Annotated in this window: 17 protein-coding genes and 3 tRNA genes; 9 read left to right on the top strand and 11 right to left on the bottom strand. The window is 58.1% G+C overall.

Annotated features, from left to right (window positions below):
• Positions 1–74: 74 nt before the first annotated feature.
• The 6 genes from NWV16_RS14925 to NWV16_RS14900 form a co-directional block, all read right to left on the bottom strand.
• A complete protein-coding gene (locus tag NWV16_RS14925) occupies positions 75–1,649 on the bottom strand; it encodes an ABC transporter ATP-binding protein (RefSeq protein WP_260519667.1) in 1,575 nt (524 codons plus the stop codon).
• A gap of 13 nt (positions 1,650–1,662) precedes the next feature.
• Entirely contained in the window at positions 1,663–2,685 is a 1,023-nt protein-coding gene (locus tag NWV16_RS14920; RefSeq protein WP_260519666.1) for an ABC transporter permease, read from the bottom strand.
• The gene (locus NWV16_RS14915) at positions 2,685–3,746 is read right to left on the bottom strand and encodes a microcin C ABC transporter permease YejB (RefSeq protein ID WP_260519665.1); all 1,062 of its coding nucleotides are present in this window, start codon (positions 3,744–3,746) and stop codon (positions 2,685–2,687) included. Before NWV16_RS14915 ends, NWV16_RS14920 begins: the two co-directional genes overlap by 1 nt.
• On the bottom strand, positions 3,746–5,614 hold the full coding sequence (locus tag NWV16_RS14910; RefSeq protein WP_260519664.1) for an extracellular solute-binding protein: 1,869 nt from the start codon (positions 5,612–5,614) through the stop codon (positions 3,746–3,748). The genes NWV16_RS14915 and NWV16_RS14910 overlap by 1 nt, the downstream gene beginning before the upstream one ends.
• Positions 5,615–5,748: 134 nt before the next feature.
• Entirely contained in the window at positions 5,749–6,030 is a 282-nt protein-coding gene (locus NWV16_RS14905) for a peptidylprolyl isomerase (protein ID WP_041478733.1), read from the bottom strand.
• A gap of 90 nt (positions 6,031–6,120) precedes the next feature.
• Positions 6,121–6,990 (bottom strand): esterase/lipase family protein, encoded by an 870-nt coding sequence (locus NWV16_RS14900; protein WP_260519663.1) that lies wholly within the window; start codon positions 6,988–6,990, stop codon positions 6,121–6,123.
• Positions 6,991–7,327: 337 nt separating this feature from the next.
• Between NWV16_RS14900 and NWV16_RS14895 the strand changes: the two genes are divergently transcribed.
• The gene (locus tag NWV16_RS14895; RefSeq protein ID WP_260519662.1) at positions 7,328–8,437 is read left to right on the top strand and encodes a hypothetical protein; all 1,110 of its coding nucleotides are present in this window, start codon (positions 7,328–7,330) and stop codon (positions 8,435–8,437) included.
• A 47-nt stretch (positions 8,438–8,484) separates the two neighbouring features.
• On the opposite strand, the gene NWV16_RS14890 is transcribed toward NWV16_RS14895, so the two are convergent.
• Positions 8,485–9,561 (bottom strand): 3-deoxy-7-phosphoheptulonate synthase, encoded by a 1,077-nt coding sequence (locus NWV16_RS14890; RefSeq protein WP_260519661.1) that lies wholly within the window; start codon positions 9,559–9,561, stop codon positions 8,485–8,487.
• Between the two features lie 646 nt (positions 9,562–10,207).
• Between NWV16_RS14890 and NWV16_RS14885 the strand changes: the two genes are divergently transcribed.
• The 7 genes from NWV16_RS14885 to NWV16_RS14855 all read left to right on the top strand — a co-directional run bounded on the left by NWV16_RS14885 (position 10,208) and on the right by NWV16_RS14855 (position 14,397).
• Positions 10,208–10,672, top strand: coding sequence for a GNAT family N-acetyltransferase (locus NWV16_RS14885; RefSeq protein ID WP_409519303.1), 465 nt, complete (start codon positions 10,208–10,210; stop codon positions 10,670–10,672).
• Between the two features lie 127 nt (positions 10,673–10,799).
• Positions 10,800–11,441: a UvrY/SirA/GacA family response regulator transcription factor gene (gene uvrY / locus NWV16_RS14880; protein WP_024012761.1), complete on the top strand. Its 642-nt coding sequence runs from the start codon at positions 10,800–10,802 to the stop codon at positions 11,439–11,441.
• Between the two features lie 2 nt (positions 11,442–11,443).
• Positions 11,444–13,267: an excinuclease ABC subunit UvrC gene (gene uvrC / locus NWV16_RS14875; protein WP_065260514.1), complete on the top strand. Its 1,824-nt coding sequence runs from the start codon at positions 11,444–11,446 to the stop codon at positions 13,265–13,267.
• A 32-nt stretch (positions 13,268–13,299) separates the two neighbouring features.
• Entirely contained in the window at positions 13,300–13,860 is a 561-nt protein-coding gene (gene pgsA / locus NWV16_RS14870; protein ID WP_065260513.1) for a CDP-diacylglycerol--glycerol-3-phosphate 3-phosphatidyltransferase, read from the top strand.
• A 60-nt stretch (positions 13,861–13,920) separates the two neighbouring features.
• A tRNA-Gly gene (locus tag NWV16_RS14865) sits at positions 13,921–13,996 on the top strand.
• Positions 13,997–14,042: 46 nt separating this feature from the next.
• Positions 14,043–14,116, top strand: a tRNA-Cys gene (locus NWV16_RS14860).
• 194 nt (positions 14,117–14,310) lie between these two features.
• Positions 14,311–14,397, top strand: a tRNA-Leu gene (locus tag NWV16_RS14855).
• Between the two features lie 416 nt (positions 14,398–14,813).
• On the opposite strand, the gene NWV16_RS14845 is transcribed toward NWV16_RS14855, so the two are convergent.
• The 4 genes from NWV16_RS14845 to NWV16_RS14830 all read right to left on the bottom strand — a co-directional run bounded on the left by NWV16_RS14845 (position 14,814) and on the right by NWV16_RS14830 (position 17,353).
• Positions 14,814–15,206, bottom strand: a complete 393-nt coding sequence (locus NWV16_RS14845) for a RidA family protein (RefSeq protein ID WP_260519660.1) — start codon at positions 15,204–15,206, stop codon at positions 14,814–14,816.
• Positions 15,207–15,438: 232 nt separating this feature from the next.
• Positions 15,439–16,092: a hypothetical protein gene (locus NWV16_RS14840; RefSeq protein WP_260519659.1), complete on the bottom strand. Its 654-nt coding sequence runs from the start codon at positions 16,090–16,092 to the stop codon at positions 15,439–15,441.
• A gap of 42 nt (positions 16,093–16,134) precedes the next feature.
• A complete protein-coding gene (locus tag NWV16_RS14835; protein WP_260519658.1) occupies positions 16,135–16,467 on the bottom strand; it encodes a chorismate mutase in 333 nt (110 codons plus the stop codon).
• Between the two features lie 34 nt (positions 16,468–16,501).
• A complete protein-coding gene (locus NWV16_RS14830; RefSeq protein ID WP_260519657.1) occupies positions 16,502–17,353 on the bottom strand; it encodes an NAD(P)-dependent oxidoreductase in 852 nt (283 codons plus the stop codon).
• 118 nt (positions 17,354–17,471) lie between these two features.
• Between NWV16_RS14830 and NWV16_RS14825 the strand changes: the two genes are divergently transcribed.
• Positions 17,472–18,332 (top strand): LysR family transcriptional regulator, encoded by an 861-nt coding sequence (locus tag NWV16_RS14825; RefSeq protein ID WP_260519656.1) that lies wholly within the window; start codon positions 17,472–17,474, stop codon positions 18,330–18,332.

Genomic DNA, 18,332 nt, shown 5'->3' with positions numbered 1-18,332 from the left:
CGACCAAAAACCCTGTGGGAGCTGGCTTGCCAGCGATAGCCGCAGCGCGGTTCAAAGGTTGGCGCCGATTATGCCTATCCCGGATGCGCCGCCGCCAACAGCTCTTTGGTATAGGGATGCTGTGGCGAATCGAACACGTCATGGCTGGCGCCGCGTTCGACCACCTTGCCGTCCTTGATCACGATCATGTCGTGGGCCAGCGCGCGCACCACCGCCAGGTCGTGGCTGATGAACAAGTAGGTCAGGCCATGTTTTTCCTGAAGCTGGCGGAGCAGGGCGACCACTTGTTTCTGCACCGTGCGGTCCAGCGCCGAAGTCGGCTCGTCGAGCAGGATCAGCGCCGGTTTGAGCACCAGTGCCCGTGCAATCGCAATACGCTGGCGTTGGCCGCCGGAAAATTCATGGGGGTAGCGATGACGGCTTTCGGGGTCGAGGCCGACTTCCTTGAGCACGCGGATCACCTGGTCGTCGCACTCGTCAGCCGTGGACTGACAATGCACCTCGAGCCCTTCGCTGATGATCTGCGCCACCGACATGCGCGGGCTGAGGCTGCCGAACGGGTCCTGAAACACCACCTGCATCTGCCGGCGCCATGGGCGCAGCTGTTTCTGGTTGAGGCCGTCGAGGGACTCGCCCTGAAAACGGATGCTGCCTTCGGAATCGAGCAGGCGCAGGATCGCCTGACCCAGCGTCGACTTGCCCGAACCGGACTCGCCGACGATGCCCAGGGTCTTGCCGCGCTGGATGTTCAGGCTGATGCCGTCCACCGCGCGCAGATACTGCTTGCGCTGAAACAGTCCGCCACCGACCACGAAATCGACCCGCAGGTCGTCGACTTCCAGCACGTTTTCCCGTTCGTCCCGGGGCAGGGCTTCGCCTTCGGGTTCGGCATTGAGCAACACGCAGCTGTAAGGATGCTTTGGTTGCGTGAACAAGGTTTCGCAAGGCGCCTGCTCGACGATTTCCCCGGCCTTCATCACGCACACCCGTTGGGCGATGCTGCGCACCAGATTGAGGTCATGGCTGATCAGCAGCAGCGACATGCCAAGGCGTTGTTGCAGGGACTTGAGCAGCAGCAGGATCTTGCGCTGCACGGTGACGTCGAGCGCCGTGGTCGGTTCGTCGGCGATCAACAGTTCCGGTTCGCAGGCCAGGGCCATTGCAATCATGACCCGTTGCCGCTGGCCGCCGGACAATTGATGGGGGTAAGCCTTCAACCGGTCTTTCGGTTTCTGGATGCCCACCAGTTCGAGCAGTTCGAGAATGCGTTTCTGCGCTTCTTTACCGCCCATGCCTCGGTGCAGCAGCAGGGTCTCACCGATCTGCTTTTCGATGGTGTGCAACGGATTGAGCGAGGTCATCGGCTCCTGGAAGATCATGGCGATGCGGTTGCCCCGCAGGTCGCGCAAGGTCTTGGGGTCGGCACCGACCAGTTCCTGGCTTCGATAGCGGATACTGCCCGTGGTTTGGGCTTCGCTATCCGGGAGCAGTTGCAGGATCGAATGGGCCGTCACCGATTTACCCGAGCCCGATTCGCCAACCAGCGCCAGACACTCGCCGGGGCGGATGTCCAGGCACAGGTTGCGCACCACGGTCTGGCCATGGAAGGCGACGCTGAGGTCACGGATTTCGATCAGGTTGTCAGTCATTTCAAGGATCCGTTCATGAGCGCGGGTCAAAGGCATCGCGCAGCGCTTCGCCAATGAATACCAACAAGGAAAGAATCAGCGCGAGGGTGAAAAATGCGGTCAATCCGAGCCAGGGTGCCTGCAGGTTCTGCTTGCCCTGGCCGATCAGCTCGCCCAGCGAGGCGCTTCCGGCGGGCATGCCGAAACCCAGGAAATCCAGCGCAGTCAGGGTGGAAATGGCCCCGGTCAGAATGAACGGCAGGTAACTCAACGTGGCATTCATTGCGTTGGGCAGGATGTGCCGGAAGATTACCTTGCGGTCGGTCAGGCCCAGCGCCCGCGCTGCCTTGACGTATTCCAGGTTGCGCCCGCGCAGGAACTCGGCGCGCACTACGTCCACCAGCGCCAGCCAGGAAAACAGCGCCATGATCCCCAGCAACCACCAGAAGTTCGGCTCGACGAACCCCGACAGAATGATCAGCAGGTACAGCACCGGCAATCCCGACCAGACTTCGAGCAGGCGCTGGCCCATCAAGTCGACCCAGCCACCGTAGTAGCCTTGCAGGGCTCCGGCCGCGATGCCGATCAGGGCACTGACGAAGGTCAGCATCAGGGCGAACAGGATCGACACCCGCGCCCCGAAGATCACCCGGGCCAGCACGTCGCGCGCCTGATCGTCGGTGCCCAGCCAGTTGACCGAAGTAGGCGCACTTGGCGCCGGTTTGTCGAGGTCGTAATTGGGTGTGTCGTCACTGAACGGGATCGGCGGAAACAGCAGCCAGCCACCGTCCTTGCGGATCAGGTTCTGCACATAGTCACTGCGGTAATCGGCCTGGAACGGCAGCTGCCCGCCGAACTCCTGTTCGGTGTGGCGCTTGAATACCGGGAAGTACCACTGGCCCTGATAACTGACGATCAGCGGTTTGTCGTTGGCGATCAGCTCGCCACCGAGGCTGATCACGAACAGTCCAATGAACAACCACAACGACCACCAGCCCCGGCGGTTTTTCTTGAAGCGTTCGAAGCGGCGACGGCCCAGAGGCGAGAGCTTGAACATCAGGCGTTCCTCGCGGCGAAGTCGATGCGCGGATCAACGAGCGTGTAGCAAAGGTCGCCGATCAGTTTTATCAGGAGGCCGAACAGGGTGAAGATGAACAGCGAGCCGAACACCACCGGATAGTCTCGTGACACGGCCGCTTCGTAACTCATGCGTCCAAGACCGTCGAGGGAAAAGATCACTTCGATCAGCAAGGAGCCCGCGAAAAACACGCTGATGAAGGCTTGGGGAATACCCGACACCACCAACAGCATCGCGTTGCGAAACACATGGCCGTACAGCACCCGGCGTTCGCTCAAACCCTTGGCGCGGGCAGTGACCACGTACTGACGGGTGATTTCGTTGAGAAACGAGTTTTTGGTGAGGATGGTCAGGGTTGCGAAACCGCCGATCACCAGCGCAGTCACCGGCAGAACAAGGTGCCAGAAGTAGTCGGCAATCTTGCCCAGTGTCGACAATGATTCGAAGTTGTCCGAGACCAGACCGCGTACGGGAAACCAGTTCAGCGACGTACCGCCGGCGAACACCACGATCAGGAACATGGCGAACAGAAACGCCGGCATCGCGTAACCGATGATGATCGCCGTACTGCTCCAGATATCGAAATGACTGCCGTGGTGCACGGCTTTGCGGATGCCCAGCGGGATCGACACCAGATAGGTGATCAGTGTCGCCCACAGCCCGAGGGAAATGGTCACCGGCATTTTTTGCAGGATCAGGTCGGTGACCGTCGCGCCGCGGAAGAAACTCTTGCCGAAATCCAGCTGCGCGTAGTTCTTGAGCATCAACCACAGCCGTTCATGGGCCGGTTTGTCGAAGCCGTACTGTTTTTCGATGTCCTTGATCAATTGCGGGTCGAGGCCACGACTGGCGCGGGAGGTGCCGCTCATGGTTTCGCTCGCACCGCCGCCGACACCGGCGCCGCCGATCCCTTGCAGATGGGCGATGGCCTGTTCCACCGGCCCGCCCGGTGCGGCCTGGATGATCACGAAATTGACCAGCAGAATGATCACCAGCGTCGGGATGATCAGCAGCAGACGCCGCAGTATGTAAGCCCACATCAGTGCGGCCCTCCGGGTCTGCCACGGCTGATTTTCTCGGCCGTCATTTGTTGGTTGGTCAGCGGCGTGCTGCTGATTTCCCACCAGCTCTCGATCGCTTCGTCATTGCTTGCCTGCACGGTCGGAATACCGAAGCGGTTCCACCACACGGTCGAGGTGCCCGGCGGGTAGTAGTTTGGAATCCAGTAATAGTTCCATTGCAGCACACGGTCCAACGCGTGGGCATAGTGCAGCATGTCAGACTGGGTCGAGGCGCGGATCAGGCCGTTGATCAGGGTGTCGACCGCCGGGTTCTTCAGCACCATGTAGTTGTTGGCGCCAGGATCGTTGGCTGACGCGGAGCCAAAGTAATTGAGCAGCTCACCGCCCGGCGACGTGGTGACCGGGTAACCGGTGACGATCATGTCGTAGTCGCGGCTCATCAGACGGTTCACATATTGCGAGGAGTCAATGCGGCGGATGTCGAGGTTGATGCCGATCTGTTTCAAGGTGCGTTTATAAGGGAGCAGCAGCCGGTCCATGCCGTTCTGGCTGACCAGGAAGGTGAAGCTCAGCGGCTCGCCCTGGTCGTTGACCAATCGGTCGCCGTCCGGCTTCCAGCCAGCCTGTTCCAGCAGTTCGAGTGCCTGCAGCTGCTTGTCGCGGATCAATCCGCTGCCGTCGGTTTTCGGTGCTTCGAACACCTGAGTGAACACCTCGTCGGGGATCTTCCCGCGCAGCGGTTCAAGAATCTTCAGTTCGGCCGCATCCGGCAGTTCACGGGCGGCGAGGGCGGTATTGGAAAAATAGCTCTGCTGGCGGATGTACATGTTGCGCATCATCTGCCGGTTGCTCCATTCGAAATCCCAGAGCATGGCCAGGGCCTGGCGCACGCGGCGGTCCTGGAAAACCGGTTTTTGCAGATTGAACACGAAGCCCTGGGCCGACTGCGGAGCTTCGGTGGCCAGGTGAGCCTTCTGCAGACGCCCGTCACTCAGGGCCGGGCTGTCATAGCCGATGGAATAGCCGGTGGCAGAGAATTCGCGGTTGTAGTCATAGGCGCCGCCGCGCAGTACCTGCCGGGCGACATCGGTGTCGCCGAAGTACTCGATGCTGAAGTAGTCGAAATTGTAGAGCCCGCGGCTGACGGGCAAGTCCTTGCCCCACCAGTCGGGATTTCGTTCGAACGTAATGCTGCGCCCGGAGTCGACCTTGCCGACCCGGTACGGGCCGCTGCCCAGCGGCGGTTCAAAGCCGCCACCACCTGCGAAATCGCGGGTTTTCCACCAGTGCTCAGGGAAGACCGGCAAGGTGGCGATGTCCAGAGGCAGTGTGCGGTTTTCATTGCTCTTGAAGTCGAAACGTACCGTCAGCGGCGCTTCGACTTCAACGCCTTTGACGTCGGCGAACTGGGTGCGATAACGCAGGCTGCCCTGGGTCATCAGCAGATCGTAGGTGTAACGCACGTCTTCGGCCGTGATCGGCTTGCCGTCAGCGAAGCGTGCCTTGGGGTTGATGAAGAAACGCAGGGACAGACCGTCTTCGGAACGCTCCATTTTTTCCGCTACCAGTCCGTAGACGGTATACGGCTCATCCAACGAACGTTGAGCCAGCGGGGAGTACAGCAGACCGTCGATCTGAGTGACGCCGATGCCTTTGTCGATATAAGGAAGAACATGGTCGAAATGACCGATCTCGATCGCCGAGCGACGCATCGTGCCGCCCTTGGGCGCGCGGGGATTGGTGTAATCGAAATGGCTGAAATTCGCCGGGTACTTCGCCGGCTCGCCATACACGGTCAAGGCATGTTGCGGTGCAGCGTTAACCCCGGCGGCGCCCATCAGCAGAGCCGCGGCGGTGAACATCAAGGTGGAGAAAGCCAGTCGCATTGTCAGCCTTAAAGCCGGGTAAACGATAAGCGCAATTTGTACGCGAGCGCCGCACCGTTCGCCAGCCAAATGGTGTGTCCGGAACAAAACGGCCCGCCATCCGGCGGGCCGTTACGCAACAGGGTGGGCGAAAATCAGTCCTGACGACTGGTGACTTCCAGCAGGTGATAACCGAACTGAGTCTTGACCGGGCCTTGCACGACATTGATCGGTGCACTGAACACGACAGTGTCGAATTCCTTGACCATCTGTCCCGGACCGAACGAGCCCAGATCGCCGCCCTGACGGCTGGACGGGCAGGTGGAGTTGGCCTTGGCGACTTCAGCGAAATCCGCACCGGCCTCGATCTGGGCCTTGAGTTCGTTGCACTTGTCTTCGCTGGAAACCAGGATGTGGCGAGCAGTGGCTTTAGCCATGGGGAAAATCTCCAATCAAATCTGTAAAAGGTGAAGCCTACCGGATTCAGTGGCCGATTTCTTTGCAAAGTTCCGTCCGGATGCCAGCCTTCAGAGACCGGCTGCCTGCAAGCGCAAGGCGTGCTCGACATACAACTGGATCGAATCGACTGCGCCGACATGCTTGCCCGCGGTTCGACCCAGGCTGCGCAAATGATCGAATGGATAATCGGAGCCAATCACAGTGCCCAGATGAGAGCTGTAGCGTCCGACGAAGCCATCGTTCTGCAAGGGCTCGGTCATGAAGTACTGCGAGAGGGCCCGGCAGATGTCTTGCACCGGATCGGGCTTTTGCAGGTTGATCGTCGGCACGATGCCGCTCCAGGAATAGTAGCGCACCTCATTGACCTGCTCGGCGCCCTGGCCACCCCAGTTCTGCGGCAAACCCTGCGGGTACTTGTCATTGAAGTCGCCGACGCCTTCGGTTGTCAGGGCGTTCAATGCGGCCAGTGCATGCTGCGGCAGGGCCGCGGTCCCATTGAGCAGGCACAGCCAGTCGCAAAACAATGTGGCCACTTTCCGGGCGACGGACTCCGGGAGTTTTCCGGGAATCAGTGCCTTGCGCAGGTAATCCGCAAGTTCCGAACCGTGGTTCGGCCCGCTGACCGATGTCACGGATGCGACCTTGTGTGGGGCAAGCGCTGCTGCGTATCGAGCCGCGAGTGCACCCTGACTGTGCCCGATCAAGTTGACTTTTGTAGCGCCGGTGCCTCTGAGCACGGTATCGATCTGGCGAAGCAGCTGTCCGCCTCGTACTTCGTTGTCGTGAATGGCTGACAAGTGCGGCACGAAAACCTGAACACCCATGATCTTCAATGCTTGCCTTACGTCGTGGAACAGCTCAAAAGAGCCGATACGCTCGAATCCGAACAATCCATGCACCAGTAGGATGGGATAAAGAGTGGTGGTGTTCCGTAGCATTTTTCATCCTTGATCGCGGAGGTTCATCGATAGTTGCCGGGTGCCACTCTAAAGCAGTATCGGGGCTCCAGATGTATGACGCGTCTTCCTTGGGTGACGGAAATCGGGTCTGTGTGCGCAGGAAATATCCTTGAAGTTTGAAATCCGGATCGGAATATTTGGACATCTTTAGCCTTGCCCAAGGTATTTGCTCCGTCATTGCCTACTTGGTGTGATGCGATTGCTGCCGGTACGTCGAGTATCTGGACGACATCATTTTTCTCGCCTGGCGGGTTGAATAGGGGTTCTTCGACGCAGCAAACCGGCTGCAGGGCGTTTCCATGGAGTGGAACTACGAATGAACAGGCAGAACGAGCGTGAAGCGTTACAGAGTGAAGTTGTAGCCGTAACGATGATTGACTCACCGGGGCACACATGTTTCTACGAGCAACCGGGCAGTTTGCCCCCGGCCATTCTCGAACCGGCGCAAGGAGGTGTCCTGGACCCTTCGTTGGACAGGGTTATCGTGCGGATCGCGCCTTATCCCGATATGGCGTGCGGTGACAGAGTGATGTTGAGCTGGCATGGCCTGGATAGCGAGGGTTCGCCGTATCGACAGGAGTTTGCGCGATCGATCAGCGAGGCTCGGCTGGGGAGGGATATCGTTTTCGTTATCAGAAGTGCTCATATCGCCGCGCTGGATGGCGGTTCGCTGGAGGTGTTCTGGACATTGCACGGCAAAAAGCAGCTTTTGCCGCGAAGCTCCGTCAGGATTCAGCTGAATGTCGGGGACGTTTTATACAGTTTGCTACCGCCCACGGTTGACGATGCCGTGGGTGGACACCTGGATCCGTCACGTGTCAACGATGGCACCACGGTCACTCTCCAGCCATATGCCGGAATGTCGGTCAGTGACCGGGTGGAACTGATCTGGCAAGGGCCGGCGGAACACGCCTGCTTCCGGGACAGGTTGGTCGTCGAATCCTTTGCGGTTGGAATGCCGCTGGTATTCGGTATCGATCCTCGATTCATCGAGCCGCATCTTGGTAACGAAGTGCTCGTTCGTTATGTCATCGAGCAAAAAAGTGGCGCGGTACGCGAGTCGGGAACCCTGAGCGTCACCATTGCTCCACTGATACGCAGGGAACTGTGTGCGCCACAGGTGCTTGAAGCACAGAGCGGGGTGCTTGACGTAAACGACACCCAGGATGGCGTCAGCGTGGTGATCAGTAATGCGCAGATTGAAGCGGGTGAACTGGTTTATCTGAAGTGCGATGGTGAACACTACTTTCACCGCGATGATCGTGAAATCACCAGCGGGATGAGAAATGAGCCGCTGGTCTTCATCGTTCCCTATCGTTTCTGGCGTGAACATGTCGATACGACTGTTCGATTGTCCTATTCGGTCGAGCGGCTGGACGATGTCAGCCAGGAATCCGATGTGACACAGGTACGAGTGCAGGGGTGACCGAGCAGCCTTCCGGATGCAATGCGTTCCGGAAGGCTGGTTTCATTTCAGGTCAGGGAGGTTTTGCGAAGACGCTCGGCAGAAGCGAGCAGCAGACGCTCCGTGGCAGAGAAGCCCAGACAACCATCCGTTACCGAAACTCCGTAGCGCAAGGACTCACTCAATGGCTGGCACCCTTCGAACAGATGCGACTCGATCATCATGCCAACCAGTGTGCGATCTCCCTGAAGGCGCTGTTCCAGCACATCGTTGAACACCTCAGGTTGCCGCAATGGATCCTTGCCGCTGTTGGCATGGCTGCAGTCGACCATGATTCGACCCGGAATCTTCAAACGGTTGAGTTCTCCATGGATTCGGGCAACGCTGGCGGCGTCGTAATTCGGCCCTCTATGGCCTCCACGCAGAACCAGATGCGTATCCGGATTGCCTGAAGTCGTGATGATTGCCGGATGCCCTTGGCTGTCGACCCCGAAATGACGATGGGGGTGAGCGGCCGAACGCATGGCGTCAACGGCGATGGCGACGCCGCCATCGGTGCCATTCTTGAAACCGACCGGCATGCCCAGTCCACTTGCCATCTCGCGATGGATCTGGGATTCGGTGGTCCGCGCACCGATGGCCACCCAACTGAGCAGGTCATCGAAGTAGCCGGCGGCCATGGGTTGCAGCAGTTCGGTGGCAACAGGCAGACCGAGGCGGATCATTTCCAGCATCAGTTCCCGTGACAGTGTCAGGCCGGTGGCCATGTCATCGCTGCCATCAAGATGCGGATCGTACGCCAGGCCTTTCCAGCCAACGGTGGTGCGAGGCTTCTCGACGTAAGCGCGCATCACCAGCAACATCTCTTCACCAACGTCATCGGCCAGTCGGGCGAGTTTGCCGGCGTATTCCAGAGCGGACTGCGGGTCATGAATCGAGCAAGGACCGACGACGATCAGCAATCGCTGGTCTTCGCCGTTGAGGATGGCACGGATCGCCTGCCGATGATGAGCGACTTGCAGGCTCAGGGCCGTGTCGAGGGGCAGTTGCTGTTTGAGCTGCAGCGAGCTGGGCAGGCGCTGGGTCAACGCTTCGTTGGCCGGGTTCAGGGTGGACAGTGGCAGAGCAGTAACGGACGAATTCATTTGGCGTCTTCCTGGGCTGGTCGCGGGTCTTTCCCGCCGACTCGGCCCTATTGGGGTGTTCGACAGTTGGCCGGATTGGCTACGTGTGCTGGCTTGCCACCTGCGGGTGACCGATCGGAGGCGGCAGGCTGTCCCGAGCGGAGGCTGCTAAATCGCCAGGCGGCAAAGGTGTCGTAGCGGTAATAAGTGGCGTAGTTCATGTCGTGATTCCTCAAATGTTTGGTGTCGCTGAAAGTTCGGGGCCTGAAAAAACAAAACCCCCGGTCGGGAGGCCGACCGGGGGTTGAGATTTCTCTGGTGGGCGACCCGTTTGTATGGGCGCCGTGTGGGTATCAGGCGCGCCAGTGGCTAAACCAATACCCAAAATAAAAGCTCGCAGGAGCGCAAGCGCTGTTCACGCGGGCAGCCGCAACCGAGCGCAGGGCGCGGGTGGCAGGCAGCTGTACGATGGCGTTGAACATGGCATGTCTCCGATGAATGCGGCGAGCTTACTAGAGCCAGAGGCGCGTCGGCAATCAGAAAATACTATCGAGTATCAAAGCCTGCACCTATGGCTTGAGCCTTTCGAAGGCTATGACACACTCTGCATTTTTTCGGCGTCGCGGGGCTGAGACGTCGTCGATACAGATGGCGGAGGGAGATCTTCTTGAAAGAAGTTGATGCGCACGGGCGTTTCGATTTGCGACCGGCAACGCCCGATGACCTGCCGTTTACCCGAGAAATCACCTGCCGGAACATGCTCCGCTACTACATTCACTACGATCTGTTGTGGCAGGACGAAGCATTTGATCTGGCCTGGGGCGGTCGCGACAACTGGTTGATCGAGTGCGAGGGGGTCGTGGCAGGCTATTTCAGTCTGAGTCGTGACGGGCGAGCGTTGTACATTCGCGAATTACAGGTCAGCGAGGCTTTTCAGAGGCAGGGTGCAGGTTCCTGGGCGATCGATCAGATTGTTGCAATGGCGCGCAAGGAGCGCCGACCGGCATTGCGTCTCACGGTTTTCAAGAACAATCCGGCGCAGAACCTCTATCGTAGAAAGAGATTGATTGTGCAGGGCGAGGATGAATGTTTCCTGCGAATGCAGCTGGATTTCAGTACAGATGTGCTCTGAAACGCAGATCCGGCAAGCCTTCAATGATGGATTGAAACTTTTTAAATTTTGCTTGCCGCTAGGTCTGTCTGGCACTTTTTGCTAAGGTGTTCGGCATCCCAATAAGACCATATCGCGAGGTGTCTGCTTGATTAGGGTGCTAGTGGTCGATGACCATGATCTCGTTCGTACAGGCATTACACGTATGCTGGCCGACATCGATGGCCTGCAGGTGGTAGGCCAGGCCGAGTCCGGGGAAGAATCCCTCATCAAGGCCCGTGAATTGAAGCCCGATGTGGTGCTGATGGACGTCAAGATGCCAGGCATCGGCGGTCTGGAAGCCACGCGCAAACTGCTGCGCAGCCATCCGGACATCAAGGTCGTCGCTGTGACCGTGTGCGAGGAAGATCCATTTCCGACGCGGCTGCTGCAGGCCGGAGCGGCCGGTTACCTGACCAAGGGCGCCGGGCTGCCGGAAATGGTGCAGGCCATTCGCCTGGTGTTTGCCGGTCAGCGCTACATCAGCCCGCAGATTGCCCAGCAACTGGCGATCAAGTCCTTCCAGCCTACCAATGATTCTCCGTTCGACGCCTTGTCCGAGCGGGAAATCCAGATTGCCCTGATGATTGTCGGCTGTCAGAAGGTACAGATCATTTCCGACAAGCTGTGTCTTTCGCCCAAGACCGTCAATACCTACCGTTATCGCATTTTCGAGAAGCTTTCGATCAGCAGTGATGTCGAATTGACGTTGCTTGCCGTGCGCCATGGCATGGTCGATGCCAGCGCCTGATCATGACTGAGACATTCGATTCCGGCGCGTTCCTGTCGACGGTCAGCGGGCGCCCTGGCGTTTACCGCATGTTCGATGCCGATGCGCGTCTGTTGTACGTCGGCAAGGCCAAGAATCTCAAGAAGCGTCTGGCCAGCTATTTTCGAAAAACCGGACTTGCGCCCAAGACCGCTGCGCTGGTGGGGCGAATCGCTCAGGTCGAAACCACCATTACGGCCAATGAGACCGAAGCGCTGCTGCTTGAACAGACGCTGATCAAGGAGTGGCGGCCTCCCTATAACATCCTGTTGCGCGACGATAAGTCCTACCCGTACGTGTTTCTGTCTGACGGACAATTCCCCAGACTGAGCATTCACCGTGGCGCGAAAAAGGCCAAGGGCAAGTATTTCGGACCTTACCCGAGTGCCGGGGCCATTCGCGAAAGCCTGGCACTTCTGCAAAAGACGTTTTTCGTGCGCCAGTGCGAAGACAGTTATTACAAGAACCGGACGCGTCCCTGTCTGCAATACCAGATCAAACGCTGCAAGGCCCCATGTGTCGGGCTGGTCGAGCCACAAGTGTACGCCGAAGATGTTCGCCACTCGGTGATGTTCCTGGAGGGGCGTAGCCATGCGTTGACCAACGAGTTGTCGAGTGCGATGGAGGAGGCTGCGATCAACCTTGAGTTTGAACGCGCCGCCGAGTTGCGCGACCAGATCGCATTGCTGCGCAGGGTTCAGGACCAGCAAAGCATGGAAGGCGGAACGGGTGACATCGACGTGATCGCGGCATTCGTCAACCCGGGCGGGGCCTGTGTCCATTTGATCAGCGTCCGGGGCGGGCGGGTTCTGGGAAGCAAGAATTTCTTCCCGCAGGTCGGCATCGAAGAGGACGTTTCAGAGGTCATGGCCGCGTTTCTCGGTCAGTACTTCATCAGCAGCCCCGAGCGCGACTTGCCAAGCGAGCTGATCGTCAACGTCGTGCACGATGATTTTCCTGCCTTGATTGAGGCGATCCATGAACTGCGGGGACGCGAACTGAGCATCAGCCATCGGGTTCGCGGAACGCGGGCGCGCTGGCAGCAACTGGCGGTGACGAACGCCGAACAGGCACTGGGTGCCCGGCTGGCCAACCGTCAGCATGTCGCGGCGCGCTTCGAGGCGTTGGCCGAGGTGCTGAATCTGGATGAGCCACCGCAGCGCCTGGAGTGCTACGACATCAGCCATTCCAGTGGCGAGGCAACCGTGGCGTCCTGTGTGGTTTTCGGGCCGGAAGGGGCGATCAAGTCGGATTACCGTCGCTACAACATCGAAGGTGTGACGGCGGGCGACGACTATGCTGCCATGCATCAGGCGCTCACCCGGCGCTTCAGCAAGTTGAAGGACGGGGAAGGCAAATTGCCGGATATTCTGTTGGTCGACGGTGGCAAGGGCCAGTTGTCGATGGCGCGCGAGGTGCTCAACGAACTGGCCGTGCCGGATCTGATCCTGTTGGGTGTCGCGAAAGGCGCGACACGCAAGGCGGGGTTCGAGACGTTGTATCTGAATGATGCGGCGCATGAGTTTACCTTGCGCGGCGACTCGCCGGCATTGCATCTGATCCAGCAGATCCGTGACGAGGCCCACCGGTTCGCGATCACCGGACACCGTGCTCGCCGCGGGAAAACCCGTCGTACGTCTACGCTGGAAGGCGTAGCGGGCGTAGGACCAACCCGACGCAGGGACTTGTTGAAACATTTTGGTGGATTGCAGGAGCTGTCTCGTGCAAGCATCGAAGAGATCGCCAAAGCGCCGGGGATCAGTAAAAAGCTAGCAGAGTCGATTTATGCAAACCTGCATAGTGAGTAGAATGCCCATTCACCTCGTAGCCAGTTGTGCCGATGAATATCCCTAATCTGATTACCGTTCTCCGTGTCCTGCTCATCCCGATCTTCATTTTGCTGTTCTATTTGCCTTACCAGTGGAGTTATCTGGCCTCAAGTTCGGTATTCGCCTTCGCCGCAGCGACAGATTGGCTCGATGGTTATCTGGCACGTCGTCTGGAACAAAGCACGCCGTTCGGCGCGTTTCTGGACCCTGTCGCTGACAAACTGATGGTCGCCGTTGCGCTGGTGTTGCTGGTGCAAGAACACGGAAACCTGTGGCTCACACTGCCGGCGGCCGTCATCATCGGTCGCGAGATTGTCGTTTCGGCGTTGCGTGAATGGATGGCCGAACTGGGGGCGCGGGCGCACGTTGCCGTATCGAACCTGGGTAAATGGAAAACCGCTGCGCAAATGCTCGCGCTGGTGATTCTCCTGGCCAATCCCAAGGATTTCAGTTTCTGGGTTTTCATTGGTTACACGTTGCTGATGGTATCTGCCGGCCTGACCCTGTGGTCGATGGTTCAATACCTTCGCGCTGCCTGGCCACATCTGAAGACCGATGTTGAAAAGAAATAAAACTTTTTTGAATCAAAGGGTTGACGGCGCTTCTGATTTCTATAGAATGCGCCACACCAAGCGGGAATAGCTCAGTTGGTAGAGCACGACCTTGCCAAGGTCGGGGTCGCGAGTTCGAGTCTCGTTTCCCGCTCCAGTTTGTACAACGTTTGTTGTTTCGCTACTGACAGCAAATGTTTTGAGGCCGAGTAGCAAAATGGTTATGCAGCGGATTGCAAATCCGTAGACGCCGGTTCGATTCCGACCTCGGCCTCCACTATAAACAAGCTCCGTAGATCCATGATTTACGGAGCTTTTTTATTTCCATCTGAATGATGGGTTTAGTCTTCAAAACAAGCTTTACGAACTTGCTTCACCGGGGACTGATGTATATATTTCCCCCTCTGCTGAACGGGCAGCAATCTGTCAGGATCGCGAACCGGCATCAGAGCAACGCAACACCGCGCTACCGCCCGAATGGCGAAACTGGTAGACGCATGGGACTTAAAATCCCCCGCTCGTAAGGGCGTGCCGGTTCGATTCCGGCTTCGGGCACCATCTTAAATCAAGGGTTTGCGAGCGAAAGCTGATGCAAACCCTTGTTTGTTTCCGGTCCGCAATTTTGACAGTGGTCCGCAATTCACTTCGTAGGCATCACTTTCTTGCCCTTACGATTTCGGACGTCCCATTCGTCCATCATTCGGGTGTCTATGACCCTTTGACCGGTCAGGTAGGCCAGGTCCATCGCGTCTCTTAACCCCGGATCTGCTTTGTCGTAGACGCGTTTGAACAGTTCGTCTTCGACGTAGGTGTCCCGCCCCCGGTGCCGGCGGATCGTCGAAGAACGCCAGCAGGTTCTTCGGATCGCGGGCATTGCCTTTCTGGGTGACCGATTCCGCAGGCGGGTAAAATTTCGGATCTACTACCGCATTACGTGGGTTTAATATTTGGATATACAGGTGCTTGTCAGAAACTCATCGCTCTACGGCGACGCATTTGATCTCCACGAGAAGGCCAGGTCGAGCCAATTCACTGACACCAATGCAAGTCCATGCACAAGTGCTTCTCGGAAAGACTTTATCCTTTACGCGTCTGAAAATTGGCATGTGACGGTGCATATCAACGTGATAAGTTGTCATTTCTACGACATCTTCAAATTTACAGCCACCTGCCTCCAAAACGACCCTGAGATTGTCCCATGCCGCTAAAAACTGCTGCTCGGGGTCTTCAATGACGGATAAATCCGGCGTCCTGCCTACCTGACCCGCGCAGTAGAGCGTTTTTCCTACCTTTACTGCTGGTGCATAACCAGCACGCTCGTAGATCAATCTCATGCCATCTGGAACAATGATCTGACGATCAGTCATGATTGCGGAGCCCCAAGTCAGAACGGTTACGAAAGCTAACTCAGGGGCCAGAGCGGCGTCCACTCAGTTCACTTCTCCTGTATTAATCAACCCCACAGGTGCTTTAAGCCGCTGCTGAGTCTTTATGAACTCATTACCTAATGTGGCTACCTCGAAGGATGCAAAAGGCGCGAGTCGGGAGCGTTACTGATCAGAAGCATTTCGATGGTTGGTTCGTTATCAGGCTGGCTCGTCAGTTCGTGTCGTCATCACCTTGAAATATATCTGCGTAAAGTCGCGCGACTACAGGGGTTAGATTCTGAATGGAAGGAATGAGAAAGTCGGCGTGTGGCGCGAGCCGTTTTACATAGATGACTTCGTAAACCCTGCGCACGATTCCAGGTGCTGTTTCTTCCCGGTCGAGACCTGGCATTATCCCTACCGCTTTGTAGCCGGCTTGCTCCAGCGCTTGTTGCATATACGGCGTGCGGGTTGTTGCCATGCCATAGATCAGCCCCGCGCCCATGAACGTGCCGATTTTTTCTCCCAGGTCCTGGGCCGCAACGGCCAGTCTGGCTTGTCTGTGCGGTTTTGCTACCGCGCCGACCCGCCCGAAAATAACGTCAGCACCGTCAATTTTTTCCCACGTGGCGATAGCGACAATCTGATCGTTCTGGCGGACGACGGTAGCCAATATTCCTCGCTCCGGATCGTCTTTGAGCACCACGTTGTCTGCGTAGAACTGCTGGTCCAGAAACGGGCTTGCCAACCCCACCGAAATGGAGGGAAACCATGTCCGGAAAAAATCTGTCGCGGCATTGATCTCCTCACGTTTCAGGTAATCCCAACTGTAGCCAGAGGGTAAATCGGTGAAGCTGCGAATTTGCTCGATCATTGGCCATTTCATGCGGTTCTGCTCGTCTGATTGCTTCGATAAGTGGCGCCGGGGTCAGGCCCGAGGGGTAAGGTTATTGGCGGGTGTCGGGGCATGCCTGGCGGCAATCTGCCTGTGGCGCTCGACCACTTCGCCAATGACTAATTGCATCAGCCTCTGCGCGATGGCCGTATCCAGCTCGGCCTCCTGAGCTAGTGCTGCCAGACGCTGGTATTGCTGCTGCTCTCTGGCCTCGTCTACCGCAGGCAACTGATATCGGGCTTTGAGCAATCCGACCTCATCGGTACAGCGAAACCGTTCCGCAAGCAGGTGGATGAGGGCGGCGTCGATATTGTCGATGGTTTTCCTGAACGTTGTGAGTTGACGCGCGATGTCGGAGTTTTCCATGAATGACCTCGTGGCAGGTGTTCGAAAGAGCTTCTCAATGATTCGTCTGCTGAGCGAAAACCGACCAGTCCTTGTCGCCATCCCCCCTGGCAACCGCCGACTTCATTTTCAATCGAACGGCATCCGCCGCCGGCAACTCCAGCCCCTTGAGACGACCCGCATCGATCGCCAGATTCATATCCTTGAGGCCAAGCGACAGTTTGAAACCCGGTTCAAAATGGCTGCTGACGATGTTCTGCCCATAACGTTGATAACTGGGGCAGGCGAACAGGGTCTGGGTCATGAGATTGATGAAAGTCGAAGGGCTCAGTCCGTGGCGTTGAACGAGTCCGCTGGCTTCGCCCAGCGACTGGATGGCTTGGGTGATCATCATGTTGCCGGCGATTTTCGCGATACAGGCCTGTTCGGGTTGATCGCCCAGATACCAGGTGTTTTTCCCGAGCAGGTCGAGCAGCGGTTGGACGGCCGAGACAGCGGCCTGCGATCCGGCCGCCAGGATATTCAATTCGCCCTTGGCCGCGACGGCGGGCACGCCGAAAACCGGTGCCGCGATCAATGGCATGCCGACGGCTTCATGTTCGCGCTGCAACTCCAACATCAGCGAAGGCGACAAGGTCGACATCACGACATGCACGCAAGCTTTGTCTGCAGTTTCCAGAACAGCGCTGGAGAGCAGCACTTGCCTGACGGCGACATCATCGGCCAGAAGAGTGATGACCACCTCTTGCTGGAACGCCGAGGCCGGCGTTTCGATAACGCTGATGCCTTCGAGATCCCTGATCGCGGCGTGACTGCGGTTCCATGCCGAGACGTGATGGCCAGCGCGGACGAGCAGTGGAATGATCGCTCTGCCCATGCTTCCCACTCCGATAAAACCAATCTTCATTTGCAGTCTCCGGTTGGTATTCGACGACGGTGAGTGCAGACAAGTATGTCGGGCACGGGATTGCTACGGCACTGCCATTGCTGCACTCTCACTGTTCATTTTTGTACGGGGGCAGAGCATGGAGTGGAGTGATGTGCGGGTCTTTCTCGCGATTGCCCGCAGCGGGTCATTGGGCGCTGCCGCCAAGCTGTTGGGGGTCAGCCATCCGACCGTGGGACGGCGCTTGCAGGTGCTGGAACAGTCCAGTGGCCAGCCCGTTTTCCTGCGTACCAATCAAGGTCTCGTACTGACCGAAAGCGGAGAAAAGCTGCTCAGCCTCGCGCAGGAAATGGAGCAAAGTGCGTTGGCCATCGAAAGGCGCCTCGCGGGGGACAGCACACAGCCAGAAGGTGTGTTACGCATTTCCTGCGCTGACTGGTTCGCCTGTTATGTGCTGGCCCCGGTGCTGAGTGAACTGGCCCGGCGCTATCCGTTGATCGTGCCCGAGGTCATCGCCGGGCATCGATTGTTTGATCTGGCTCGCCGCGACGCCGACATCGCGTTTCGCATCGTTCCGTTCACCGAGCCCGATATCGTGCACCGCAAGCTGATCTCCCTGACTTACGGGTTATACGCAGCCGTTGGATCTGCAGACCCTGAGCCACAGGGCGCCGGGCTGGGTCTGATCACCATGAGTGTTGCCCAGTCTCATTATCCCGACGTGCAGTGGCTGCAGCAGCGTTACCCTCTGGCGCGTACCGTGTTTACCAGTAGCAGCCGCACAGTCCAGGCGCAAATGTGTGCGCAGGGGCAGGGCGTCGCGGTATTGCCCCGCGCTTTGGGCGACCAGTTGACGGCGCTGCGTCTGATCGATTCAGGTGAGCCACCCCCAGGCCGTGACATTTGGATGGGCTACCACCAGGACATGCGCCAGATGGACAGTCTGCGCGCGCTTGCCGACCTGGCCTCCGTCATGATCGGCACTCAGGCAGGCGGTTGA

Origin of the sequence: Pseudomonas sp. BW7P1 (genome assembly GCF_024981055.1) — a bacterium.
GTDB classification, from domain to species: domain Bacteria; phylum Pseudomonadota; class Gammaproteobacteria; order Pseudomonadales; family Pseudomonadaceae; genus Aquipseudomonas; species Aquipseudomonas bananamidigenes.
This window is presented reverse-complemented; position numbering and strand designations above follow the sequence as displayed.